Genomic DNA, 24731 nt, shown 5'->3' on the forward strand with positions numbered 1-24731 from the left:
CGCTCACATTGTCTGACTGGCCTTGACATCCCTGATCCGCAACTGAATGCGGTCCAGCCCGTTCCATCGATTGAGTTCCGGCACAAAGGCCAGGTCGACGGGCTGTCGTTGTGAAAGGCCGAGGTCGGCCAGCGAGCCCATGCGGAATCCGATACTGTCGAAGGGAAACGACGTTCCCTGGCGAACGGTCAGCTTGAGATGCCCCTCGCCCACGACCCGCGCGTCCAGAATCGCCAGATTCCGCACAGCCAGCGTCGGCTCCGGATTTCCCGCACCGAAGGGATGGAGCGAGCCCAATTCCCGCACCAACCGCATATCGACCTCGTTCAACCGCACTTCGGCATCCAGATGGAGAGTCGGATGCTGCGGCTCCTTTCCCGACCACTCGGCCGCCAGTTCACAGAATCTCTCACGGAAGGCGGGGAGATGTGTTTCTCTGACCGTCAGCCCGGCCGCGTTCGGGTGGCCGCCGAATGCCACCAGCAGATCGCGGCAAGCGGCGAGCGCCTGATAGAGATCGAAGCCCGGCACCGTTCTGGCCGACCCCTTCCCGATTCCCTGCCTGTCCACCGCGATCACGATCGCCGGGCGATGGAAGCGTTCAACCAAGCGGGCCGCGACGATCCCGACCACGCCGAGGTGCCAGTTCGGCGAGGCAAGCACCAGGGCCGGCGCGTCGCCCCCTTCGCCGACCGAGGCCAACGCCTCGGCCATCATGCCCTCCTCGATCTCTTGGCGCTCCCGGTTGAGCCGTTCCAGTTCTTCAGCCAGTTGCTTCGCTTCAAGCTCGGACTCCGTCGTCAACAACCGGACGCTCGTAAGCGCATGGGCCAATCTTCCCGCCGCGTTGATACGGGGCGCGAGCCGAAAGGCGACGGCGTCGGCGGTACAGTCCCGATCGATGCCGGCCGACTGCTTAAGCGCTCTGATGCCGCAACGAGCGCCGCGCGTCATCTGAGCCAGCCCTTCCCGGACGAACCCGCGATTTTCATCTTGCAACGGCACGACATCCGCCACGGTGGAGAGGGCCACCAGGTCCATCAAGGACTCGAGCGCCACATCACCGCCGTATTTTTGTTCATAGGCTTGCACAACCTTCCACGCGAGCGCGCCGGAACACAGTCCTTTGAAGGGGTAACGTGAATCACGCCGGTGAGGATTGAGGACGGCCAGAGCCGGTGGCATCGCTCCGTCGGTTTGATGGTGGTCGGTTACCACGACATCCAGCCCCAACGCCCGGGCCGTTGCAATTTCACGATGCGAGGTGGTCCCACAGTCCGATGTCACGACCAGCCCCACGCTTGCCTGCTGGAGTTGGCGCAGCGCCGCTTCATTGAGTCCGTAGCCTTCCCGAAGACGGTGTGGAATGTACACCAGCGCTGTCCCGCCGAGTGATCGAAAAAAGGTCAGATACAGGCTCGTGGCCGAGATGCCGTCTACATCGTAGTCGCCGTAAAAGCAGATCTTTTCGCCGTTTACCGCCGCCTGATGCAGCCGGTCCACAGCCCGTTCCATGTCCGGCAAGAGAAAGGGATCGTGAGGCGCCTGCGCGCTGGACGAGAGCCAACGGCTGGCTTCATGGGGCGTCGCCACGCCGCGAGCGAGGAGCACGGACGCAGTCACAGAAGAGATCGAGAGCGCACGGGCCAACGCGGCCCGCTGCGTCTGGCAGACATCCCTGAACACCCACCGTTTCTGGCGCATTGCGCACCTCCGAGAGCGAACAGGTTTCCCGCTCACAACCCTCTGAGAACTAAAGGGAATAGCACAGGAATAGTATAGAGAGCAGGAGACTTTGTCAAACCGGCCGAAAGACCGAGTGCCGGTGTAACTTAGGTAAAAGTTCCAATCTTCCGGATGTCCCTCTGAGGACACACCCGACACGTGGAAATGACTTCGAAGAATGGAGCGGTCAGCCGGAACGAGATCGGATAAACTGGACGAGCAGCGGAACGAGATGGTGGGAGCTTTTCCGGGGCGAGCGGGTTATTCTCCTCCTTTCTGGACGTAGTTCTTCACGAATTCCTCCGCGTTTTCTTCGAGCACGTCGTCGATCTCATCGACCAGCTTGTCGATGTCCTCTTTGAGTTTCTTGCCGGCTTCGACGACCTTAGGATTCGGTTTGACCTCGTCCTTCGCCTGCGGTTCCCTTTTGGTGGATTCCGGTCTCCTCTCTTGTTTCTCCATAGGAGCACCTCCCACGCTCCCGCGGAACAGCATCCGACGCGGTTCCGAACAGGATGCAAATCTGATGAGTCACCATACTCCAGCGCTGTTCAATCCGTCAAGCCGATCCCTCCTTCTCGGCATGCTCGTCTCGTTTTCGTCAACCCACGAGCAGGGCCACGATCAACAGCGCCACGATGTTGATGACTTTGATCATTGGATTGATCGCCGGCCCAGCCGTATCCTTGCAGGGATCGCCGACTGTGTCGCCGGTTACCGCAGCCTTGTGCGTCTCGCTGCCCTTTTTGCCTTGTTCTTCGATGTACTTCTTCGCGTTATCCCAGGCCCCTCCTCCGCTCGTCATGGAAATGGCGACAAATAGCCCCGTGACGATGCTACCGACCAAGACCCCGCCAAGCGCTTGAGGCCCCAGGATCGCACCGACCAGAATCGGGGACACCACGGGGATCAGGCCGGGCACCATCATCTTGCGGATCGCGGCTTGGGTGACGATGTCGACGCACGTGCCGTATTCGGGTTTCGCTGTCCCTTCCATGATCCCTTTGATGGTCCGGAATTGACGGCGCACTTCCTCGACCACCAGACCGCCGGCTTGCCCGACCGCTTTCATGAGCATCGCCCCGAACAGGAACGGCAGCATGCCGCCCAGGAACAACCCGACCAACACGGATGGGTTCGAGAGATCGAAGCCGCTGGACTGGCTTCCCGCCTCCACGGCTCGGGCGTACTCCGCGAAGAGCACCACCGCCGCCAAACCGGCCGACCCGATAGCATACCCCTTGGTCACCGCCTTGGTGGTATTGCCCACCGCGTCGAGCGGATCGGTAATGTTGCGCAAGTCCTTGCCGAGATGCGCCATCTCCGCGATGCCGCCCGCATTGTCGGTGATCGGTCCGAACGCGTCGATCGCAACCACGATCCCCGCCATCGATAACATGGACACAGCCGCGACCGCGACGCCGTAAAGCCCGCCGGCCGCCGCCCCGCCGCAGACCCAATAGCTCGCCAAAATCGCGGCGGCGATCACGACGACCGGCCAGGCCGTCGCCTGCATGCCGACCGCCAGCCCGGCGATGATATTGGTCGCATGGCCCGTTTCGCTGGCTTTGGCGATCTCCTGAACCGGTGAGAAGCTCTTGGACGTGTAATAGTCGGTAATGAAGACCATCGCCAGGGTGACGACGAGCCCCAACAGCGCGGCCGCATAATAGTTTGCGCCGCTCACGCCGCCCATACCGTCCATCATCTTGACGGTGATCGGGTAGAACGCGACCGCTGCGATCCCGCCAGCCACGAACAGTCCCTTGTACAGCGCCGACATGATGCCGCCGCCGGGCCCGACTTTGACGAACAGGATCCCAATGATCGTCGCGAGGATCGTCATCGCGCCCAGCGCCAGCGGATAGAGGATCGGCTCCGTCTGTCCCTTGAACATCGTAAAAGCCAGCACCATGGCCGCCACCGTCGTCACCGCATAGGTCTCGAAGAGATCCGCCGCCATACCGGCGCAGTCGCCCACGTTGTCGCCGACATTGTCAGCGATGACCGCCGGATTGCGAGGATCGTCTTCCGGGATGCCCGCCTCAACTTTTCCGACGAGGTCCGCACCCACGTCCGCCGCTTTGGTGTAAATTCCTCCGCCGACCCGAGCGAAGACAGAAATGAGACTTCCTCCGAAACCCAGGCTCAGCAGCGCGTGCACCGCCTTTTCCTGACCGGCGATCGCCGACGCGATCGCGTAAAAGCCGGTGACCGCCAGCAGGCCCAACCCGATCAACAACAGCCCCGTGACCGCCCCGCCACGAAACGCGACGGTCAACGCGGAATTCAGGCCATTGTGGGCCGCTTGCGCCGTCCGCACGTTCGCCCGCACCGCGATATTCATCCCCACATAGCCGGCCGTCGCCGACGCAGCCGCGCCAATCAGAAACCCGACCGCTGTGAGGAAACCGAACTTGTCTGACCAGAATCCCGCCGCCCACAACACGATGAACAACCCAGCCGCGACCATGCCGACCGTACGATATTGCCGGTTCAGATACGCCGCAGCGCCTTCCTGAATAGCCTGCGCGATCCGCTGCATCTCCGCGTTGCCCGCGTGGAGTTTGAAGATCCAGAATGTCAAATAGAGTCCGTAGGCGATTCCGGCCGCCGCTGCGGCGATGGCGAAGATCACGACTGCTGATGCGCTGTCCACCGAACGATCCTCCTGGTTATGGGGTCATGAGAATCCCGCTCCGATCTGCGTCGCCGACGGGGAGCATTCACCGCTGAGGATGCACTGCCGACTCGGGCGGGATCGATTTTCCGTCGAAGGAAGTACAAAAAGCGGCGTCATTCTATACAGAGCGAGGCAAATGATCAAGAACAAAGGGGAAAGTCGGTCCGTTTGCGAGACGAAGAGAAAGTCTGTTATAGTCCGCGCTTCGGAGGGGCCAATCGATGGGTATCGAGCCGAATTACATCGTCGTGGAAGGACAGACCTTCAAACAGCACAAGCTCTCGCTCGACAACCATGTGTTCAAGAACTGCACGCTGGATGACTGTGAGATTTACTACAGTGGAGGGCCTTATGAACTGATCGACACCCACATCACCAATTCCCGCTTGATCCTCAACCAACCCGCCAAGAATATCTACTCGGCGATTCAAATTTTCAAAATGAAATCGCCCGGATCGTCGATTATAGCCGACTGAACGCTTGCCTAGTCGATTTTCACCAACGGGACGTTCTGCGTCAACTTGACGATCGGGATCGGTTGGAAGACCGGGTCCTGGGCGCCTTTGGGAGATTCCGCCTCGATTCGCTGCAAGAACGCGGGTGGACCGGTCACCGGCGCGTAGTTCAGTGCGACCTCGATGTCGAAGCTCTTGGTATCCTTGGGCGTCGGGAAGGTGAACGTCTCCACCCGGATCTCTTCCGGTTTCAGCACCGTGTCTTCCAACACCTTGACCGCCTTGAAATCGAACACCGTCTTCTCGCCTTTGGCATCCGCATACGTCCGCCCATAGACCCGCTGCTCGCTGAAGACGGTTTTGAGATTCTTGCCCTTGATCACGAAATCCAGTACGACGCTCGCCCAGGCGGGATGGGTCGTCGGCAGATTATGCGGCACCAGACTCTGCACCGTCACCTTGACAGTAGACTTGTCGCCTTTCACATCCGCCGACACATCCAGCTTGGCGGCCTCTTGGCGAAGTTTCCCGATCCGGCCCGGAAAGGTATGATTCGCGACCTTACGCTTGCTCTCGCCGTTGGCGGATTCCCCGATCTGTTCCGGCATATGGCAGGTTTGGCATTCCTTTCCCGATTTGACCGCCTTGCTCTGATCCCAGTTGCCCAACAAGTCGTTGCTCTTACCGAGGTTCGCGGCGGTAGGAACCCCTTGGTGGCAATTCAGGCAGAGATCGGACTTGCGGAACAAATCCAATTCCATGGATTGGTGCGCCAGATTTTGGACGAAATCTTTGTAAGGGCCGTAGAGCGTTTTTCCCGGTTCGTATTTGGGGACCGGCGGAAGGCTGCTTCGATCGACCTGTTTGATCAGGTGACATTGGGCGCAGCCGACTCCGTCGATCGTCGGATCGCCGGATTGCACCTGGGTGATGAACATCTGCGCCGAATCCGCAAACTCCCGTACGTGCGGGGCATGACAACGGAGGCACAGCGCTTTGTCTTTGCCCCCGGAGAACGCCAGATACTCGTCCAATGCAGCCCGGAAGGCCGGAGAATGGATGGACCGCGAGAGGGGCGACGTTTCCCATTCTTCAAAGACTCGCTCGTGGCAGCGTTTGCACTTATTGGAATTGGGGAACACCTTCTCGATGACCGCCTGCGACTTGACGGAATCCTGCGCGACGCTAAGATCGGCCGAGTTGCCGGCTACCATAGCGCCCACTAACACCGCGCCAGCGACGCCCAGTCGCGCTACACTCCTGCTCGGAATCACCGTGATCCCCCTTCTTCGGTAGAGCGCTCGTGGAACTTTCTTCTAGCTTTTGTCGGATGCGACGCGACCTAGAGCGACTTCGTCCGGAACGTCAGGACGCGAGGCTGCGTGTATTCCTCGATGACTTTGACGGCCGCCGCCCGGTCTTGATCGTTAGCCAAGGTCGCGAGGTATCGTTCCTTCAGCGCGGGCGCAGGCTCGGGAATCAGCGCGTAGGTCAACACCGCTTCCACGCTGGCCGGCGGCGCACCGCTTGGGATCGTCAATGAAAACGGCACCCGCCGGGTCGTGCCTCCCTTGACGAAAGGATCGGGAATCGGCCCGCGCAGGATCTGCTCATAGGGCAATCCGAATTTCTTGACTTCCTCGGCCAGCACCAATCCTTTCGGATCCTTGACGGTGATCGTCACGAAGAATTGCTTCAGGACCGGGTCTCCGTCAGGAAAACTATGCGGCAGGCTCCCGACCCTCACCAGGACCGTTCCTTCCACGGCCGTTGCGGACTTGGTGGCTTCGATGTCCACCCGCGGCATCCATTCGGCCTGCAAGTTGCGGTTCTTGAGCAGGATGCCGGGAATCACCACGCCTCTGAACCAGTGGCGGCCGATGGCCCGTGTCATGGCGCCACGCTTGGAGGTCGAGCTGCCTGTGGACGGTTCCATGTGACAATCCTGGCAGATGGTACCCTGAAGAATCTCCCCGGGAAGATCGCGCCGGGTCACATCTTTGACCTTGTCGAAATGACAGGCGGCGCAGTAATTGGCCCCTCTGTAGAGATCGGATTGACTGGCCGGATGGACCAAGTTCTCCTCCGGATCCGCGTACGGTCCGTAGAGCACCTTTCCCGGCTGAACTTTGAATGTCGGCGGGGGGCCTGGGTTTTTCTCCATCGAATTGATCAGATGACAGGAGGCGCATCCGATCCCCTCCACTTCCACTTTTCCCGACAGAATCTGGTTGACGATCTTGTCGGCATGTTGCGGGAACACCGTCACCGCAGGCGCGTGACAAGACAGACACCGGGCGCGCTCCTCGGCCGTCGGGTTGGTCTGCATCCATACACCCAGCACCGTTCTGAACACCGGCGACTCAAAAGATGTGCCGTGCAACAGCGCCGCATCGACCCGCCCGAACGTTTTCAGATCGGGCGTCTGCTCGCGCATGCCTTTCCATTCTTCGAAATGCCGGTCATGGCACTGCTTACAATCTTCCGAACGGATGAAAATCTTCTCGATCTCGGCCACCCAGTCGCTGGGCGTCTCGGGAGCCTGTCCGTCGGCTTTCTGCGCCACGGCCCTTCCGTGATGGAAGGCATTCACACCGACGATAAGCGCCAGCAGCGTGCCGACCGCCAGCTTGTTCATCAGTCTCATATCGCGCTCTCAGACCGCCGGCAGTTAACCGGCTTCAATCCCGCTTGCATCCGACAAAATGAAAATTGAGAATGCCCCCGACGCCTTGATTATCGGGGTCGGCCGGCTCGTAGGTGCCGACCGTGAAGTTACAGGTAGGAATGGCGCGTTTGAGGGCAAGGCCGAAATCCTTCAAGGTCCGAACTTCCACCTTGTCGATTTCTTTGATGACCGCCCGAACCTTGATGCCGGCAAGATCAGCCGGAGTCCCGCCGATCACTTCGAAGACCACCACCCCTTCCGGTCTCTGCAGCTTCAATTCTTTTTGAATCTCCTCATCGACCGGCCCGACCACAATACCGAATTCTTCGCCGATCTTGAGTGCTTCTTCCTCAGTCATCTCTCCGTCGGTCGCGGCCCCGACCAGCGGCGGAAAGAAGCTGCCGCCGAACCAAAACGCCACCAGGCAGACGAACATAAAAAAAGCCCTGCCGGGGAGGAGGGCTTTTTGTCCGGCCGACCGATTGGTGGTCCCGCCAACCTCCAAGTCGTCCACTCCGATGCTTATGCTCGATTCCTGAAACGTGACAGTCAATCCGTTCGTCGGTCCTTGCCGATCCGGGACCGATCCAAGGACAGCTATAGCTTCACCGGATCAATCGCCAACTGAAACCAGGGCGCCACCGCCTTCTGTCCGTTCCGCTCCTTGTTCTCCCCGTTCCAAACCGCGAACGCGATGGCTTGCATCCGGCCCGGAATCAGTTTGGCTTCGTTTTCCTGTTCCTCGGTCGAAAGAGGGCGCCTGATCACGACATGCCATACGCCGTCTTTCCACGTCGCCTTGCCTTGGACCCGCCCCTGCTTCTCTTTGGTCGTCAATGTGCTGAATCCGCCGCCGATCAAGTCTTCCACCGAAGAAACCCGTCTCGGGATCACTTCAAACCGTCGCACTTCGCCGCTTTGCTTCTCCGCAGCCCGGGCGGCTCGACGATCGATGTCGCTCTGCCAATCGGCTTTCCAATGCCAGATGTTGATGTAATGATCCAACTGGCCCATGCAGAAAAAGGCCGGGGCGTCTCCGAGCGGCAACCCGACCGCGACTCCGTCACGGAACGTGCCCGGCGTCAGTCGGTCGTTCTTGGTGTTGTCCTGCCACTCCAACAGAAAGGCGATATCTTTTCCGTTATGCACGGAGCGCACGACCAACGCTCTCGCGGTCGGTTCGGGCCACACCGGCCGCGTGATGATCTGGCCGCTGAGCGGCAGCGTCATCGGCGGAATCTTGTTCCACGCCGGATCTTCCGGGGCGGTGGGAATCTCACCCTCAATCAAATGGGAACGGATGATCATCCCCTCGGAACTCACGACCGGAATGCCGAGCCCTCCAAGCACAAACGCGCTCATCAGGACGAGGCACAGCAGACACAACCCGAAAGGATGGGCGGTCCACAACCGGGTCATTCGCGCCATCGCGCAGTCTCGGCAACCGTCAATGGACAACTGAGTGTGTGGAGACAAGATTCGCCGCTACCACAACCGTGTACGGCGGATCTTATTCTCTCCCCGCTCGCAGATATACAAGTACCCCTGGGAATCGAGCGCCAAGCCGACGGGAGAGTTGACGACGGCCTCAATCGCCGGCAGCCCGTCCCCGTGCTTGAGCGCGCCCGCCGCTTCTTTCGCCACGAATCGAGCGGCGCCGCATCCGCCCATGTTCTTGTCTTCATAGCCACTGTCGCCGTTACCCGCGACCGTGGTGAGAATCCCGGTCTTGACATCCACCCTTCGGACGCGATGGTTCATCGTGTCGGAAATATACATATTGCCCCATGGATCGAACACCACCGCTTCTGGCGCGTGCAGCATGGATCTGTTCGCCGGCTTGCCGTCCCCGTCGAACCCGTAGCGGCACACTCCGGCGACCGTCGAGATGACGCCCGTATATCGGTCGATCTTGCGCACCCGGTTGCTGCCCTTATCCACGACATAGAGATGCCCTTCATAATCCACAGCGATTCCGACGATGTCGTACAACTTCGCTTCCAGGGCCGACTTCCCGTCGTCCAGATAAGGCGAGAGGTCCAGGCCGTCCGAGCAGACCGGCATCAGCCAACCATGATCGTCGCTAAAATCGATCCCGATCGCATCACCGGAAAGGACGACAAGGTTCCTGGCGACAAGCGGCTGCTCCCGGGCGTCATCTTCGGCCGACCAGGTGCCGGCAACAGTCGTCACCATTCCGGTCCGGGGATCGTACCGACGGATACGGTGAGCCTGCGTATCCGCGATGTACATCACATCGTCCGCATCGAACGCGATGGCGGCAGGCCACGTCAGATTGACCTCCAAGGCCGGACCGTCTCCGTTGAATCCATGCTGCCCGGTTCCGACCACGGTTGTGATGATTCCGGTTTCATGGTCGACTTTTCGAATCCGGTTGCTGCCGGAATCGCAGATGTACAGATCGTTCCGGGAATCAAACGCCACATCGAGTGGCAGATAAAGACCGGCTTCGCCACAGGGGCCGGAATCACCGCTGTAACAGGTTTCGCCGATCCCGGCATAGTTATGTACCGTACCCTCGAGCAAATTGATGCGCCGAACCCGATCCGAACCGGATTCGGCAAAGTACAGCCACTTCTCTTCCCTATCCAACGCGGCATGATGAGGAAGAGGAATCCCGGCCTTCACGGCCTTCTTGCCATCACCGGTGCTGCGCGCCTTGCCGTTTCCGGCAAACGTTTCGATACACCCGACGGCCAATTGTTGAACGTCAGTTTCCATTGCACGCCCTCGCCTGAGCGCCCTCCCGGCGCCGTTGTCCCAACTTCCTACGCATGAGACGGCGGCGTGAGGGTCGCCGCAGGCTGTTCGGCCACTGGAGCAGCGGCAGCAGGTTGGGCCGGCGGCGGAGCTGGCTGGGACTGTGGAGCGGCAACCTGCTGAACCTGAGCCTGGGCCTGAGCTTGAGCTTCGGCTTCGATTTGATCCGCTTCATGAACGGATTTCTTAAAGCCCTTGATCGCCTTGCCGAGTCCCTCGCCGAGTTGGGGCAGTTTCCCGGCTCCGAAAATGATCAACACGATGAACAGAATCAGAATCAGCTCCGTGAATCCGATACTTCCAAACATTGTGCTTCTCCTTCGTGGGGATTGAATCAGGTTGCCGCTGTGTCTTTCGACCGCTTTGCAAACCGTTCCTTCAACCGCTGCCTGGCCTGCTCCGCCTGTTCGAACATTTTACACTTGTCGTAGACGCTGATCAGATTGTAATACGCGAGCGGCTCATCCGGGTTGTGTTCGACCGCGCTCTCCATGACCTTGATCGCCAGGTCGGTTTTCTTGTGATTCAGCGCGATCTCCATGAGCTTGAAGCTTGATTCGAGATGCTTCGGGTCGAGCTCCAATACGCGGAGATAGCACTGCATCGCCATATCCATCGTGTTGTAATCCGAGACCTGGGGGTTATCAAGTTCCACATAGACTCCCGCCAGGTTGTACCACGCGATCGGATCCTCGGGTGTGATTTCCACCAGCTTCTCGAAGTACTTTTTGGCCTCCATGTATTGCCGTTTTTCGGCGTGAACGCGGCCGAGATTGAAAAGGGCGAGCACGTCGCTGCCATGAATCTCGAGCGCCTGCTTGAATTGCGCTTCGGCTTCTTCCATCATGCCTTTGGTGGCGTAGATTGTTCCGAGATTGGAGTAATACATGGCCAGCGATCGGTTCATCTCGGCCCGCAGCCCTTCAGCCATCTCGATGGATTTTTTCACTTCGGCGAGCGCATCATCCAACCGACCCTTGCTGAAATACAACTCTCCCAGTCGGCAGCGAGCTTGGAAATCGTCGGGCTCAGCCGCCAACAGCTTTTCCAGTTCCGCAATTTCTTCCTCGGGCGTCAGCGGCTGCTCCGCCTGTTCGACCGCCGCTCCTCCCGGATCCGGTGAAGGTGTCGTTTTCTGTTCATCCATAGCTATTCACCAGGCTTTTTAATGTTAAGTCCGCTCGCCGACAAGCGAAGGTGGTGCGGCGACCAGCCGAGACTCGCTTGCGGGATTCTCATTCACCGTGACCGCCCGTCGCTTGTCCAGATTGAGAAGCATCAGGCCCAAGATCACCATCAGGGTCAAGTGCGAAAGCTGCAGCGCGTAGCCGGCAATGAATAAGAGTCCCAGCCCATAGCCGGCCATACGGCCCATTGAAAGCAATTTGATGACAGCGTATGACCAACACAGCAGGCCGGCCACGTAGAAAGCGAAAGGCAGATAGAACGTATAACCCATGCCCATCTGGAAAATCCAACTGATGCCCTCACCGGCCCTCCTCACATTTTCCGCCATCGCGGGCCTGTACAGACTGAGCGCATAATCCATAAACAGCAGCGCGGCAAAGACCGTACAGGCGATGCCCCAGAACCACAGCGCGCGCCGACGCAACCGGTAATTCTTCGTACGGAACGACACGCCGCCCCCATAGGCCCAAAATGCAAGAATGCTGGCCAACACCATGAACGCCTCACCAGCCCGGTTGACCTCGTGAACGAGTGGCGGCGGTGTCAGAATGCCGAGCAAGCCGAAGCCGGTCGAGAAGGTCTGGTAATAGAACCAACCGGAGATCCCGAGGAAGAAACAGAGGCCGAATGCGCGCTGGGACGGAGACTGATGTGAAGAAAGGTACTCCACCATCAACAGTGCGATCACCGCGAACGCGACCAGGTTGTACAGCACCGAACCGAGCATCGCAGGCGGCACGATGAGAAACCCGATCGTCAAGAGCAGTACGAACACGACCGTCGGGACAGCGAACTTGTCGATCCCGGCAACCCAGCGCTTTGCGGTGATTTTATTCAGCAACAGAATCAGGAGGGCGAAAAACACGAGGAGCGACACCACGTTCAGCAGGGCGAATCCGATCGAGGAAAGGGCTTTGAAAGCAAGGCGAACCGACTCGTGCTTATCGAACACCTTGCTCAAGTGCATGCCGAGGCGAGATACCAAACGATACAACACCAGTTCGAGGAAACCGGCCAACAGCGCCAACTTGATCGTGTATTCGAAGAGCAGCCCCTGCTCGTCAACCCGTCCGCTCTTCTCAACAGCCGTTTCTCCGATCATAACTAAAACCAAAAGACCCAACCGGTTTGCCGATCATCCCGTCGTGAAGAAAGCTGATTATAGCTGGACGAGAAAAATAGCGTCAATTACCGCGTCCCTGACTCAAGAACCAGCCGGCTGAGGAACCTGGTCCGCCTGGGCCTTCGCGCGGGCGATGTAGAGCAGCCCGTCGGCCATCGAATAGTTAAACGGCAACTCGCACACCACCTCGCTGACTTTTTCGTAGACGTATTGGTACACTCGCTCCGCCTGGTCTGGCGTCATGCCTTCCTGAACTTCATAGAAGAATCCCAAGCTCAAATCCTCGGCGGCCGGGCGCATGATCCGCCTGATCCCGTAACCGCCCGGATCGCTCATGATCGGCGCTTCCTTCTCCAAATCGAACAGGCACGGCTGGCAGGAGAAGCCGAACGAACTGTGCAGTTTTTTGTTCTCCACGATGAAATTCATCGTTTCGAGCGCCTCCTCTTCGCGCTCGGTCGGGAACCCGACAATGATATAGCAGTGGACGGCGATGCCCAAATCCACGCAGTCGTCGGTAATGCGCCGGACGCTCTCCTGCTTGATTCCTTTCTTCATGAAATCCATGACCCGCTGATTGAAGGATTCGAGTCCAAACACGATTTTCAAGCAACCGGCGTCCCGCATCAGTGCGAGGAGATCGCGCGTGAGATTCTTTTCGAATCTCATCTCACAGGTCCACCGGACGTTCAGATTCCGGTCGATCATCTGCTGGCACAGCCGCTTGGTGGGCGACAGCGCAAAGCATTCGTCCGTGAAGAAGAAAAAGCCGGTGCCGTATCGCTGTTTGAGCCATTCCAATTCGTCGACCGTTCTCCCCGGATCCTTCTGTCTGAAGTTCTGATGATCGAGAGTCAGTGCGCAGAACGCACAATCCTTGTAGTAGCATCCGCGGGAAAACTGGACCGGCAGCACCGGTTCCGGCGACAGATAGCGGCCGAGAGGGAACCCGTCGTAGTTGGGAGCCGGCAACTGGTTGATGTTTTCTGAATAGAAAGGCTGGTTGACCGTGATCTTGCCGTTCTGCCGGTAAATCAGATTAGGCACCTTGCTGAAGTCCCGCTTCCCCTCCAACTGATTGACCAATTCAAGGAGGGCCGTTTCACCTTCGAACACCACGAAGTCGTCGGTGAGATCGAAAAGCCCGGGACACCGCCGCAGGTTGTCGACGAGGCGTGTAAAGATGCTGCCTCCGATTGTCAGGTGAATATCCGGATTGGCCTCCTTGATCAGACGACAAAGAGTCAGACCGGGCACGATTTGAGACGTGGCCGTAATGGACACTCCGACTAGGTCCGGCTGGTCACCAAGAATCGACGGCAGGCTCTTCTCACGGAACAGGCTAATGTAAGGATTCTGCTCTTCGTCGCGGATCGCTTTGAGCAGATCCTTCGAGGAATAGATCGAATAGGAGCTAAACTGGTTGTCGACGACTGTGATGCGCGTCGGGAAATAGAGCGTCGAGAGCAATTCGAGCCACTTATCGATCAGGAAAAGACTGTCGCGGTACTGATCGAGATCGTAAAATTCTTCTCCTCGTAACGTCTCCTTGGCCAGATCAATGCGATCGATCAAATACGGGAATCGCTCGAGGGATTCCACCACCCGAGCATAATGCTCCGCACTCGACGGACCGGTCTCTCCCCTCCGCTCTCGCTCGAGGTCTCTGACCTTGTCCACCAAATGCTGGTAAATCTCTTCGCCATAGGTTCGTGTCAGCATGACATCGAGCAGTTCGATACCCAAGTCGCGCTGCCCAACGTTCCTGATTCCGGCTTGCGAGAGAAATCCTGTGAGGGACGGCAAGCTCAGGTAAGGTTGAGACGGATGCCAAGTCGGCGGGAACAACAACGAGATCTTCATGAGCGGCCTTCTTTACCGGACTAATTCTATAGAAGAATCCAGGAATTAGCGGAGCACGCAGAGCGGTTACTCAAGTTTTATACACCCCGTAATTTAGCAAAAGCAACCCTGTAGGATCTGCCCCTTTTCCGAGTCTCACAATAATCCTTGCTTCCTTCAGAAGAAAGCGCAAAGGAACCCTCACCAAGGCCTAAATCTAAAAAAAGAGAAGCCCCGAACCGCCTCCCGTCATCATTCGACGGGGCGGCTCGGGGCTTCTCTCAGACTACCAACTCGAGGCAATGCCAGCCTTACGCCGAGGCAATGCCCTCAACCGCCCTCAACCGCACACCCGACCCGCTCACGGAAGCTTCAGCGTGAACCACGTGGAGATGCCTTTCATGCCGTTTCTCTCCACGTTGGTGCCGTCCCAAACCGCAAACGCCACAGGCACGGACATACCGGGCTTGAACTGCACATCGTTCGGATCGCTGGTCTCCAAGGCCCGCTTGACGACGATGCGCCAGGTCGGACCCGTGCAGCATCCTCCCTTCACGGAACCGGCCGGTTCCCACACGCCATTACCGATTACGTCCTGGTGCGCCTGCGTGGTGAGCGTGCTGAACCCGTTGGCGTTGAGATCTTCCACGGAGCTCACGCGCAACGTCGGATCCGACAAGATATTCCCAGACCAGATACCAGGATTAAAGGGGCCGAGGCTCCGACCGATCCGGTCCGGATAGGTGACACCGCCAGCGGGCTCTTCGAAATAATAATCCCAGAAGATACCGGGATACTGATCATCCACGTCCCAAATCCCGGCACTATCCTTGCCCAAGTCCTTTTGCCACTCCGCATTCCACCGCCAAATGTTCACGGTCCCACCCGACTGCCCCATGCACTGGAACGGAGGTGCGCCGGACGTGTTCACCGGGAACTGAATCGCCGCTTGATCCCTGAAGTCCTGGGGCCCGATCGTAGTATCGTTCTTGGTCTGGTCGGCCCAATCGAGGCGGAAACCGATTTCTTTGCCGTTGGTCACGGCTTTGACGAACACCGACTTGACCGAGATGTTCGGGTGCATCGGAGTGGTAATCGTCTGCCCACTCAGGGGCACGACGACACCCGGCACACCTTCCCAGATCGGATTGGCACCGTCCATGGGAATGGGGCCTTTGATGGCCTTCACTGGGATCGTGACCGGCTGGCTGACCGCCAGCGGCACTTGCCCAATCGTCAGCATTACGCCAACAACCAGGGCAGAGAGAAGAATGCCAAACACCAAACGCTTGTTGCGTGTCTGCACCAGTCTCATACGAGTATGCCCTCCTCTCTTAAAAGATTAAAAAAAAACGACTCCGCATTACGCCTCGAACGGGCTCAACCCTGTGAACGATAAAACAAAAAATGCGTGGGCCTTATGCTGTTCCAACCGGCCCGCTCTCCTCCTTTTTCTCTTCCTTTTCCAAAAACGTCTGGGCACCAACCTCGTTGAGCAACATGTTCAACTCATTTCCCTGATCCTGTGCGCCACACTCGTACGTTTGACCTTCAGGAGCGCTGAAGGTCGCAGGACGGTAATCGGTTTCAGAATACGGCTGTGGATTCACGCTAAGAAAGGCCACTTCGAAGTCCATCCAATCGCTCGTGACGTCTGCCATCAATTTGAAGAATCCCGAATCGGCCTTCCTGGCCAACATCCGACAGAAAAGTGGGACCCAACGACCGATATGATTCTTGACGAACTTCTTTTGGGCATCGACGACTATCTGGGTTTTATCCGCTCCGTCGTGGCAACGGGAGTAACTCTCCTTGTACGCCAAAAAGTGCATAAACTCCAGCTCGACGCTCAGATGGTCGAGCCGTTCATGGATATCCCGCGAGAGTTCGACGCCGAAGGCTTTGTAGAAGCCGGCGATATCTCCCATGACATGAGACTGCGCAAACACGTGATCATTGCCGAACAGGGTTTCGTAGGGAGGACAATCTAGAGTGATGACATTACTGAACACTCGACGATGCTCACTTTGCAGATCACCGAGTTGCCAGTTGACGCATTCCGACGCAACCCACTTCTCGATCAAGTCGAAGTGCTTGAACAGTGCCGCAATCTTCTGCTTCGCACGCTCTCCCCCGACTCCGTCTAGCGCCGAGCGAAGGCTCTCCAATGCGGATCGACCGTCCTCCACAAATTCCCCGCTCTGGAGGTAATCAAGAAACTCATCGTCTTCCGGATACAACATGCTCCAGGAGATCAGGAGATAAATCTTGCTGCGGTTCAATGCCCGTTCGACTGCGGGAGTATCTTTCACTACTTCCGTTCTGGGAATGACCGCCGTAGAACCTTCCGACTGCTTAACTTGAGATTGCTTTGCCGTCATCAATACCCCTCCTCAGTTCGATGCTTGAAGCCGGCGTTCGAACCAGAGCTGTTCGGTTCAAGATTTCGAACTTTTGGCATAGGCTCGTGTATCATAGGTAAAGGCCACAGCGAAGTCAAGCATGTTCTCGGCCACCCAATGAATGACGCCGCCTAACCACTGATTTTCATGTTCCTTCGCGCTATCAAAGGCTTCTGATCGAGGTCCGCAGCACCAGTCAGCGACTATTCTAACCCCGCGTGAGAACGGCCCTTTGTGAGCCATCGCCCGGGGGAAACCTTGATAGCAATCCTGTCGTTGACGGTCTTACACACGGACTCGCAAATCCCGCAACCAACGCACCGGTCGATCGTGACCATAAGACGCATCGACTCGAAGTCCATTTCCACCGCGCCCATCGGGCACTTTGAGACACAGGCGTGACACCCTTGTCCCGCAGTACAATCACGGTGCGACACCACAGCCTGCCCCATCCTGACCTCTTCCCGTCTTGCCACTGGCAACAAGGCATCCGTCGCACAGGCAGCGATGCAGGGAAAATCCTCGCATAAGTAGCAGGGGACTTGATCGGGGAAGACGACGGGCGTGCCGTCCCGTTGGTCGAACCCGATGCTCCCATAGGGACAGACTTTGGCGCAGTCACCGCAACGCGTGCAGCGTTCGAGAAAGAGGGCCTCCTCCACGGCTCCCGGCGGTCTCAGCCAATCCGTTCGCGGAGGAGTCTCGGCTTTTTCCCGAGGTGCCTCTTTGTGTTTCACGAACTCATGCGCGGCCTTGGCGACGGAAATCACGGAATCTTTCAAGAACTGCCGTCGACCGTACTGCGGTTCAGAGGCCATAAGATGGACTTCCTACAACTAGTGATTATCCCATTACCCCATCGGCGCGGAGCTTGTACACTTCGACGCAGCGATCGCAGGCGCCGAATTCCGTATCCCAACCCGGATGATTCTCGCGGATATAGTCCAAGACATACTTCTCCACTTTATTCTCCAAGTCTTCGACCCAGGAATACGTCGGGAAGCGGCAGAGCGGGCAGGGGAACCCGGGCATCAGCATGAGCTTGTTTTGCGTTTCCGGCACCTCTCCGCCCTCAACTTCGACTGCGCGGTCCATCACACGCAACGTATCGGTGGCCATTTCCACCAACTCGGAATGGGTGAAGAATTGCGTCTGCCACAAGCCTTCGAACACCGACTTGAGCTGAGCCGGCGGAATTTTTCGATACCACGAGCGGAATTCTTTATACCGGTCTTCCTTAGCGAGCATCGGTTCTTTGCCCGAGGCCTCGAGGCGGCTGTCAATGCTCAAACACCACAGAACCCGGTAGCGATGAAGGATCAGCGTTTCCTCACCGGGGTTCTGCCCGACTTTGGTGTCCGGATCGTAATTGAATGCCGGATCCAGCATATCGGAGATGTGAGTCAATTCGTGTCGGCAATAGCGGGTCAGCGCGGGATCATAGAATCGACGGGGGATGAGCTTGATGCCGACGCCCTTAAGGCCCTTCTCCTCAAACTGCTTGGCCAATTCGTGCTCGACGGAACCCCATTTTCTCAGGATGTCGACCCCTTCCTGATCTTCCTTCAGCACGCCTTTGACCAGGACAATGCCGATTTTCTTCTTCAACTCCGGGAACTCGTCGAACGCGTCGCGAATAATATCCGAAAACCCCCAAATGCCGAAGAGATATTGATAGAGTTTCTTGAACTCCGGTTCCCGGTCTTCGAGTGAAAATTTCTCGTAGATCGGGTCGGCAAGCTCGTGAAACTCCTTATAGTAGGTGGGATCGCCTTCTCGCTCGGTCTTTTCAATGAACGAGTCGATCACTTCCTGGAGCAGGGCAGGCTGAAATCGGATTTCCATCGCATACCTCGGCGGCTAGAGCTGAATGAACCACGTCAAATGCGGAATCTCCTGAAGATCCGGATTCCTTACGAAGCCAGGTTATCGGATCGCTTGACTTGACCGTGTGGCATCTCTTACCATCTTCTCGGCAGAGTTGGAATTATACTCGCCCCGAAAACCGTTTTGCAATTTGCGCGGAAGGGCGGCCAACCGGTCCAGCCAAGGAGTGAAAACGAGCCCATGGGCGATCAAGTGACTTCCGCGCATCCTCAGACGTGGCAAACAGGCCCCGCAACCGAACGAGCCGAAAGCCTGCAGCCGAAAGTCGACCTGCTTGAATATTGGAAAGCGGGGGCGCGCGAAGTGCGAACCTTTCGCGGGCATTCCCACGGAGTCTGGACGGTCGCCTTTTCACCGGATGGCCAGATCCTGGCCTCAGGGGGAGTCGATCGTATGGTGCGCATCTGGGACATCGAAACCGGACGACTGCTCCGGTCGTTGCGCGGTCATACTCACGACATCAGGGCGGTGGTCTTCACGCCAGACGGCCAAATCCTCGCCACCGGCAGCGATGATCGAACGATCCGCCTGTGGAACCCCAAGACTGGCGAACCTTTGAAGCTCCTGTTCACCCGCTACGACCACAACGTCTGCAGCCTGTCCCTCTCTCCCGATGGCCTGATGCTGGCTCGCGGGAGCCATAACAAAGATATCAAGATCTGGGAAGTCACGACCGGCACCGAGTTGATGACCCTCCTAGGTAAGGACCCGTATGACCATCATTGGTCGGTCTGCGTCGCCTTCTCGCCGGACGGTATTCATCTGGCCAGCGGCAGCGACATCGGCAAGATCAAAGTGTGGGAGGTATTGCCGAGCGGGGAGGAGAAGATCGTCCACAACGGACATTGGCGGAAAGACGAAGAAGATACTCCGGAAGCACGCGGGTACTTTTTCGAGGACGACGGCGGCTTTCAAAAGCCGATGGACTACTGGATCGGTGCCATGACGTTCACGCCCGATGGAAAGATTCTCATCACCGGCAGCCGGGATACGACCATCAAATTCTTCGCCATGCCGGAAGTGACCGAACTGAGAACGCTGAAAGGCCATGGCGGCTGGGTTCGGTCGCTGGCCGTCTCACCCGACGGCAAGGTGCTGGTGAGCGCGAGCGACGATCATACCATCAAGCTGTGGGATATCGCCTCAGGGCGGCACTTCAGGACGCTAAAGGGCCACACCAGCTACGTCCGGTCTGTGTGCTTCTCCGTCGATGGATTGCGCCTCGCCAGCGCTTCCTGGGACCGGACGGTAAAGCTTTGGGAGGGTGGTCCGGAACCGACGGAATAAGCTTAATCTTCATCGGACTCCGGTTCTGCGTCGTTTCTCCCTGACGGAATTCCGTAGCGCTTGCATTTCTCCCACAGCGCCTTCCGCGAAAGCCCTAAAATCTTGGAGGCTTCGGTTCTGCTTCCACCGACTCGCTCAAGCACGGAGACGATGTATTCCCGTTCGAACTGTTCCCTTGCCGCTGACAAAGAACACGTCGGTGCCTCTTTTCGCGCTGTTCCCGTCAGACCTTCGCTGCAAAAGCCGCATGATTCTTGGGGTGCCCCGCCCAGGTAGGGACAAGATTGGAAGCCACAGAGATCCCATGGCTGAATCTCCTCCTGCGCACGCCCTAACGCAATGGCCCGTTCAACCATATTCTCCAGCTCTCGCACGTTGCCCGGGTACGAATAGCGCAAGAGCAGTTCGCGAGCCGCCTGCGAAAATCCTTTGAGGTCTTTGTTCATGTGGGCCGACCTCGTGTGGAGCACATACTCGGCGATCAACAGGATATCTTCCTGACGCTCCCGCAACGGAGGCAAAACCACCTGCACGACGTTCAGCCGATAAAACAAGTCCTCGCGGAAGCGGCCGGCTGCGACTTCCTTCTTCAGATCCTTCTGTGTCGCACACACCAGACGTACGTCCACTTCGATCGTCTCGTTTCCCCCGACCCGCTCGAATTGCCGCTCCTGCAGGACCCGCAGTAATTTGACCTGCACCACCGGAGAAATCTCGCCGATCTCGTCCAGGAACAGCGTCCCTTTGTTGGCCAGCTCGAACCGTCCACGTCGCTGTCGCAACGCCCCGGTGAAGGCCCCCTTCTCATGGCCGAATAGTTCCGCCTCCAGCAGGGTCTCCGGCAGAGCCGCGCAACTGACTTTAATCAGCGCATGATCCTTTCGCGGGCTGATGTGGTGAATCGCATTCGCAACCAATTCCTTGCCAGTCCCGCTCTCCCCGACGATGAGGACGGTTGAATCGGTCCCGGCCACCAGCTTGATCTTTTCCAGCACCGCGCGCATTCGCTCGTTCTTGCCCAGGATCCCCTGGAAACTGAACTTGCCGGCCAATTCCTCTTTTAACTGCAAATTCTCCTGACGGAGCGCGAGCACTTTGGCCAGTCGATCGACGATGAGCAACAACTCGTCCATCTGGAAGGGCTTGGTGATGTAGTCATACGCTCCCAGTTTCATCGCGCCGACTGCCGTCTCGACCGAGCTATGCGCAGTGATCACGACGACTTCCGTTCGGGGCGAAACTTGCTTGCATGTCTGCAGAAGCGTCAATCCATCCGTGCCCGGCAAGCGCAGATCGGTAATGACGATGTCGAACTGACGTTTCTGGATGGCCTCGACGCCCTCGGTCCCACTGGCCGCCGCCTGAACGTCGTATCCGACGGCCTTCAATGCGTCGCTCATAGAGAGCCGCATCAGCGGCTCGTCATCCACAATGAGTAGGCTGAGAGGCTTCACGACAGTCTCCCGATCGCGACCCGGTCCCTTGCGACAGGCAAGCAGAGCGTAAACGTCGTGCCTTTCCCGACCTCGCTTTCAACAAGAATCTTCCCTCCGTGCCGCTCGACGATGCCGAGACTGACGGAGAGCCCCAGTCCGGTCCCTTCTCCTTCCCCTTTCGTGGTGAAGAATGGGTCGAAAATCTTCGGCAGCACGGACCCCGGAATGCCGCACCCGGTGTCCTTGATCTCGATCAGGCAGAGGCCCTCGTCGATGCGCGTGCGGATCGTGAGCACGCCTCCCCCCTTCATGGCTTGCACCGCGTTGAGGATCAGGTTCATCAGCACTTGCTCGATCATGTGGCGGTCGACCATGAGGTCGGGCAGATTGCGGCCCAGGTCCGTTTCCAACACGATGCGATTCGCGACGAAGGTGTGGTTGGTGAGAACGAGCACCCGCTCGACGACCTGGTTGATGTCGGTCAAGGAGAGCTCGGGCTCGTGCTGTTGCGAGAAATCCAGCAACTGCCTGACGATCTTCTGCACGCGGCGCAGCCCGTCCTCCATCGAGGCTAGATATTCCTCCTGCCTGGCCGGTGGCAGGTTCCCTTTCCGCAGGTTGTACAAACAATTCAGGATACCGCCCAGCGGGTTGTTGATCTCGTGCGCAACCCCGGCCGCCAGTTTCCCCACCGATGCCAGCTTTTCGGAGCTGAGGATTTGCCGCTCGAGCTTCTTCGTCTCGGTCATATCGCGGGCGATGCCCAAGACGCCCAGAATGCCGCCTTCCGAATCGTAGAGGGGCGACACGCTGACCATCACCGTCCGAGTGTCTCCCGCCCTGGTGAGCACTTCGACTTCGTAAACCTGCTTGGTGCCGATATCCAGCGTGCTCTTAAGCCGGCGTCCCCGGTGCCGCTTGGACAACAGAGACAGGTACGGACGACCGATGAGGTCCTCTTTCCGGTACCCCCAGGCCTCGACCTTGCTGTTGACGTAGGTGAACCGCTGCTCCGAATCCAGGGTGTAGATGACATCGTTCGCGTTCTCGAGGAGGTTTTCCAAATACTGTTTGGTTTCCTCGATCTCGCGCGTCCGCTCTCGTACTTTGAGTTCAAGCTCCTCCCGATAGTCCTCCAACTGTCGTTCGAGCCGCTTTCGATCGGTGATGTCTCGGAGCTGAACCATGACCAGCGGCCTCGCGTCGCCTTCCACCCGAATCAAGTCCATCTCGACCGGTGTCGCCCGACGAGAATGGTCGAGGACGACAATCTCCTGCGTCGGTACGCGCCGCTGGCCCGCCACGATTTTGTCGATCAATTTCCGCATCTCCTCGTGATGACCCGGGAGCACGATCTCCAAAATGTTCCGGCCGACGACCGCTTCCTCCGCATATCCCAGCGCCTGCTCCTCCCGTTTGTTCACGGCGACGATGCACCCTATAGGATCGACCATGAACACCGAATCCGCCACCAGATCGAACAGCGCCTTATAGCGAGCCTGGGACGCCGAAAGTTGCCGGGTGCGTTCCGCGACTTCCTGTTCCAATTGCGTCGTGTATCGCTGCACCTGCTGCTCCAACTGACGGCGTTCGGTGACGTCGCGGACGAAGGCCCGCGAATGGACGAGCCCGCCGCCCCCCGTGTCAAACAAGGCCGTCGCATGGATCTCCACATCGATGGGCCGCCCGTCCCGCGCCAGGAATACGGTCTCGATCGAGCCACGGCCCTGAGCCATCAGGCGCTCGAGATACCCGAGAATTTCGGATTCCAGCCCCTTGGGCACCAAGTCCCACAGCCGCATGGCCAACATCTCGTCCAGGGTATATCCCAACTTTTCGAGGCCGGTCTTGTTCACATGCACGAACTGGCCGACCTTGTTCAATTGACAGATCATTTCCGGCGAGTTCTCGATCAGGTCTCGATATTTCTCTTCGAGCCGTCTGACCTCCGCCATGCGCTGCTCAATCTGGTTGAAGGAATATTGCAGATTGGCGGCCATCGCGTTGAAGGCTTCCGCCAAGTCCTGAATTTCGTCCCCCGTCCTGAGATTCAGTCGCTGATCAAGCCGGCCGCTTCCGATCTCCTGCACGCCTTCGTGCAGGGTTCGGATGGGTTTCGAGATCCGCCGCGCGACCGCGACGCCGGTTATCAACAGGACAGCCAGCACGAAGAATCCATAGAGCGTGACCTTCATCAAGAGCTCATCAAGCGGAGCATACGTCTCCTCGGGATCTTGCCGTACGAACGTGACCCACCGTTTACCGCCCAGGCTGTCCGGCGCGAGGCTCTCGCCCAATCGAATCGGCGCGAAGCCGACCAGCGAATTGCGGCCGCCGTGCGAATCGTCGAGCGCAATGACCCATCCGGCTTTTCCACGCCCGATCGCGGAGACCAGCTCAGGTGTCACCGTATGTTCTTCCGGAGCCAGGATCGGGCAGATCAACGGAGTCCCTTCGGAGCTCATCAACATCGCGTGGCCCGTCGATCCGACGGTCACCTCGGAGATGGCATGGAACAACGTGTCCCGTCGCAACAGGACTGTCACGGCTCCGATGGCTTCACGCTGCTCATCATCCAGAATCGGCGCCGACACGTTGAGCACGTGGGTCCCGAAGGAGGGGTCGAAATAAATGTCGCTGACATAGACCCGCCCTTGTCCATTTTTGACGACAGCCTGCCACCACGAGCTTTTCCCGTAGTAATACTCCACCTGCGGAATGGAGCTGATCACCAGTGCGCCCCGGTTGTCCGTGACGAAAATGCCGACGTAGTCCGCTTTTCGGATGTCGTGCCAGCGGATCAGGTAATTGGTCACGATGCGGTTGATGAAGATCGGAAACTCGCTGCGCCGGTCGCGTGCGCGCCATCGTTGCTGCCAGTCGCGGATCATCGACTGGATGGTGCGCTCGTCCTTGCCCGCATAGGTTCGGTTGGATTCCGTCACCGCCGTCCGCAGAAACGGCGTGGTGGCCAACTGTTGGGCCTCGTTGATTCCCCGGGTGACCTGCAGCTCGATCCGACGAGCCGCCTCCACGGCCAGTTCTTTGAAATTCGCGCCGATCGTCTCGCGGAGCGCGCGCCGCTCCTCAACGTACGTCAGGGCAAGGGACAGGGAAAGGGGGAGGAGGCCGACCATCACGATGGCCGCGATGATCTTCCGCTGGAGACTCCGTGACCGACCCCAGAACGCCATGTGAACCTAGGGGCTAATCAGGCGGCAGTGGCATGTCAATCTACCATCCCAGGAAGACGC

The 24731-nt window shown here is 58.3% G+C and carries 20 protein-coding genes; 2 read left to right on the forward strand and 18 right to left on the reverse strand.

Annotation, left to right across the window (positions count from 1 at the left end):
- Positions 1-3: 3 nt before the first annotated feature.
- The 3 genes from recJ to AB1555_12990 all read right to left on the reverse strand — a co-directional run bounded on the left by recJ (position 4) and on the right by AB1555_12990 (position 4384).
- Positions 4-1704: a single-stranded-DNA-specific exonuclease RecJ gene (recJ, locus tag AB1555_12980; protein MEW6247602.1), complete on the reverse strand. Its 1701-nt coding sequence runs from the start codon at positions 1702-1704 to the stop codon at positions 4-6.
- A 282-nt stretch (positions 1705-1986) separates the two neighbouring features.
- Positions 1987-2187, reverse strand: coding sequence for a ubiquitin-like protein Pup (locus AB1555_12985; GenBank protein MEW6247603.1), 201 nt, complete (start codon positions 2185-2187; stop codon positions 1987-1989).
- Positions 2188-2326: 139 nt separating this feature from the next.
- Positions 2327-4384, reverse strand: coding sequence for a sodium-translocating pyrophosphatase (locus AB1555_12990; GenBank protein MEW6247604.1), 2058 nt, complete (start codon positions 4382-4384; stop codon positions 2327-2329).
- A gap of 245 nt (positions 4385-4629) precedes the next feature.
- On the opposite strand from AB1555_12990, the gene AB1555_12995 reads away from it, so the two are divergent.
- Complete coding sequence (locus tag AB1555_12995; protein MEW6247605.1) at positions 4630-4884, forward strand: hypothetical protein; 255 nt, start codon at positions 4630-4632, stop codon at positions 4882-4884.
- Positions 4885-4892: 8 nt separating this feature from the next.
- Here the strand turns inward: AB1555_12995 and AB1555_13000 are convergent, their stop codons facing one another.
- The 13 genes from AB1555_13000 to AB1555_13060 form a co-directional block, all read right to left on the reverse strand.
- The gene (locus AB1555_13000) at positions 4893-6137 is read right to left on the reverse strand and encodes a multiheme c-type cytochrome (protein MEW6247606.1); all 1245 of its coding nucleotides are present in this window, start codon (positions 6135-6137) and stop codon (positions 4893-4895) included.
- Positions 6138-6205: 68 nt separating this feature from the next.
- Complete coding sequence (locus tag AB1555_13005; protein ID MEW6247607.1) at positions 6206-7501, reverse strand: multiheme c-type cytochrome; 1296 nt, start codon at positions 7499-7501, stop codon at positions 6206-6208.
- Positions 7502-7544: 43 nt separating this feature from the next.
- Entirely contained in the window at positions 7545-8084 is a 540-nt protein-coding gene (locus AB1555_13010) for a PDZ domain-containing protein (GenBank protein ID MEW6247608.1), read from the reverse strand.
- 44 nt (positions 8085-8128) lie between these two features.
- Entirely contained in the window at positions 8129-8959 is an 831-nt protein-coding gene (locus tag AB1555_13015; protein ID MEW6247609.1) for an ethylbenzene dehydrogenase-related protein, read from the reverse strand.
- Positions 8960-9016: 57 nt separating this feature from the next.
- The gene (locus tag AB1555_13020) at positions 9017-10273 is read right to left on the reverse strand and encodes a hypothetical protein (protein MEW6247610.1); all 1257 of its coding nucleotides are present in this window, start codon (positions 10271-10273) and stop codon (positions 9017-9019) included.
- A gap of 47 nt (positions 10274-10320) precedes the next feature.
- Positions 10321-10620 (reverse strand): twin-arginine translocase TatA/TatE family subunit, encoded by a 300-nt coding sequence (tatA, locus tag AB1555_13025; protein MEW6247611.1) that lies wholly within the window; start codon positions 10618-10620, stop codon positions 10321-10323.
- A 26-nt stretch (positions 10621-10646) separates the two neighbouring features.
- On the reverse strand, positions 10647-11459 hold the full coding sequence (locus tag AB1555_13030; protein MEW6247612.1) for a tetratricopeptide repeat protein: 813 nt from the start codon (positions 11457-11459) through the stop codon (positions 10647-10649).
- Between the two features lie 24 nt (positions 11460-11483).
- Entirely contained in the window at positions 11484-12602 is a 1119-nt protein-coding gene (locus tag AB1555_13035; GenBank protein MEW6247613.1) for a hypothetical protein, read from the reverse strand.
- Positions 12603-12704: 102 nt separating this feature from the next.
- Positions 12705-14486 carry a radical SAM protein gene (locus tag AB1555_13040; protein ID MEW6247614.1) on the reverse strand — a complete coding sequence of 594 codons (1782 nt, stop codon included), beginning with the start codon at positions 14484-14486 and terminating at the stop codon, positions 12705-12707.
- A gap of 340 nt (positions 14487-14826) precedes the next feature.
- Positions 14827-15780, reverse strand: a complete 954-nt coding sequence (locus tag AB1555_13045; protein MEW6247615.1) for an ethylbenzene dehydrogenase-related protein — start codon at positions 15778-15780, stop codon at positions 14827-14829.
- A 103-nt stretch (positions 15781-15883) separates the two neighbouring features.
- The gene (locus tag AB1555_13050) at positions 15884-16846 is read right to left on the reverse strand and encodes a molecular chaperone TorD family protein (protein MEW6247616.1); all 963 of its coding nucleotides are present in this window, start codon (positions 16844-16846) and stop codon (positions 15884-15886) included.
- Positions 16847-17070: 224 nt separating this feature from the next.
- Positions 17071-17685, reverse strand: coding sequence for a 4Fe-4S dicluster domain-containing protein (locus AB1555_13055; GenBank protein MEW6247617.1), 615 nt, complete (start codon positions 17683-17685; stop codon positions 17071-17073).
- Positions 17686-17710: 25 nt separating this feature from the next.
- Positions 17711-18712 carry a hypothetical protein gene (locus AB1555_13060; protein ID MEW6247618.1) on the reverse strand — a complete coding sequence of 334 codons (1002 nt, stop codon included), beginning with the start codon at positions 18710-18712 and terminating at the stop codon, positions 17711-17713.
- Positions 18713-18934: 222 nt separating this feature from the next.
- Here AB1555_13060 and AB1555_13065 point away from each other — a divergent pair, with 222 nt between their 5' ends.
- Positions 18935-20041 (forward strand): WD40 repeat domain-containing protein, encoded by a 1107-nt coding sequence (locus tag AB1555_13065; GenBank protein MEW6247619.1) that lies wholly within the window; start codon positions 18935-18937, stop codon positions 20039-20041.
- 2 nt (positions 20042-20043) lie between these two features.
- Here AB1555_13065 and AB1555_13070 read toward each other — a convergent pair whose 3' ends face one another.
- Both AB1555_13070 and AB1555_13075 read right to left on the reverse strand, forming a co-directional pair.
- Positions 20044-21495 carry a sigma-54 dependent transcriptional regulator gene (locus AB1555_13070; GenBank protein ID MEW6247620.1) on the reverse strand — a complete coding sequence of 484 codons (1452 nt, stop codon included), beginning with the start codon at positions 21493-21495 and terminating at the stop codon, positions 20044-20046.
- Positions 21492-24671 (reverse strand): PAS domain S-box protein, encoded by a 3180-nt coding sequence (locus AB1555_13075; protein MEW6247621.1) that lies wholly within the window; start codon positions 24669-24671, stop codon positions 21492-21494. Before AB1555_13075 ends, AB1555_13070 begins: the two co-directional genes overlap by 4 nt.
- Positions 24672-24731: the final 60 nt, after the last annotated feature.

It is taken from the genome of Nitrospirota bacterium (genome assembly GCA_040755395.1).
Lineage (GTDB): Bacteria > Nitrospirota > Nitrospiria > Nitrospirales > Nitrospiraceae > DATLZU01.

Coding starts and splice junctions, on each gene's coding strand:
- recJ (MEW6247602.1), bottom strand. CDS start 1,704: ATGCGCCAGAAACGGTGGGTGTTCAGGGATGTCTGCCAGACGCAGCGG.
- AB1555_12985 (MEW6247603.1), bottom strand. CDS start 2,187: ATGGAGAAACAAGAGAGGAGACCGGAATCCACCAAAAGGGAACCGCAG.
- AB1555_12995 (MEW6247605.1), top strand. CDS start 4,630: ATGGGTATCGAGCCGAATTACATCGTCGTGGAAGGACAGACCTTCAAA.
- AB1555_13005 (MEW6247607.1), bottom strand. CDS start 7,501: ATGAACAAGCTGGCGGTCGGCACGCTGCTGGCGCTTATCGTCGGTGTG.
- AB1555_13015 (MEW6247609.1), bottom strand. CDS start 8,959: ATGGCGCGAATGACCCGGTTGTGGACCGCCCATCCTTTCGGGTTGTGT.
- AB1555_13020 (MEW6247610.1), bottom strand. CDS start 10,273: ATGGAAACTGACGTTCAACAATTGGCCGTCGGGTGTATCGAAACGTTT.
- tatA (MEW6247611.1), bottom strand. CDS start 10,620: ATGTTTGGAAGTATCGGATTCACGGAGCTGATTCTGATTCTGTTCATC.
- AB1555_13030 (MEW6247612.1), bottom strand. CDS start 11,459: ATGGATGAACAGAAAACGACACCTTCACCGGATCCGGGAGGAGCGGCG.
- AB1555_13035 (MEW6247613.1), bottom strand. CDS start 12,602: ATGATCGGAGAAACGGCTGTTGAGAAGAGCGGACGGGTTGACGAGCAG.
- AB1555_13040 (MEW6247614.1), bottom strand. CDS start 14,486: ATGAAGATCTCGTTGTTGTTCCCGCCGACTTGGCATCCGTCTCAACCT.
- AB1555_13045 (MEW6247615.1), bottom strand. CDS start 15,780: ATGAGACTGGTGCAGACACGCAACAAGCGTTTGGTGTTTGGCATTCTT.
- AB1555_13050 (MEW6247616.1), bottom strand. CDS start 16,846: ATGACGGCAAAGCAATCTCAAGTTAAGCAGTCGGAAGGTTCTACGGCG.
- AB1555_13055 (MEW6247617.1), bottom strand. CDS start 17,685: ATGGCCTCTGAACCGCAGTACGGTCGACGGCAGTTCTTGAAAGATTCC.
- AB1555_13060 (MEW6247618.1), bottom strand. CDS start 18,712: ATGGAAATCCGATTTCAGCCTGCCCTGCTCCAGGAAGTGATCGACTCG.
- AB1555_13065 (MEW6247619.1), top strand. CDS start 18,935: ATGGGCGATCAAGTGACTTCCGCGCATCCTCAGACGTGGCAAACAGGC.
- AB1555_13075 (MEW6247621.1), bottom strand. CDS start 24,671: ATGGCGTTCTGGGGTCGGTCACGGAGTCTCCAGCGGAAGATCATCGCG.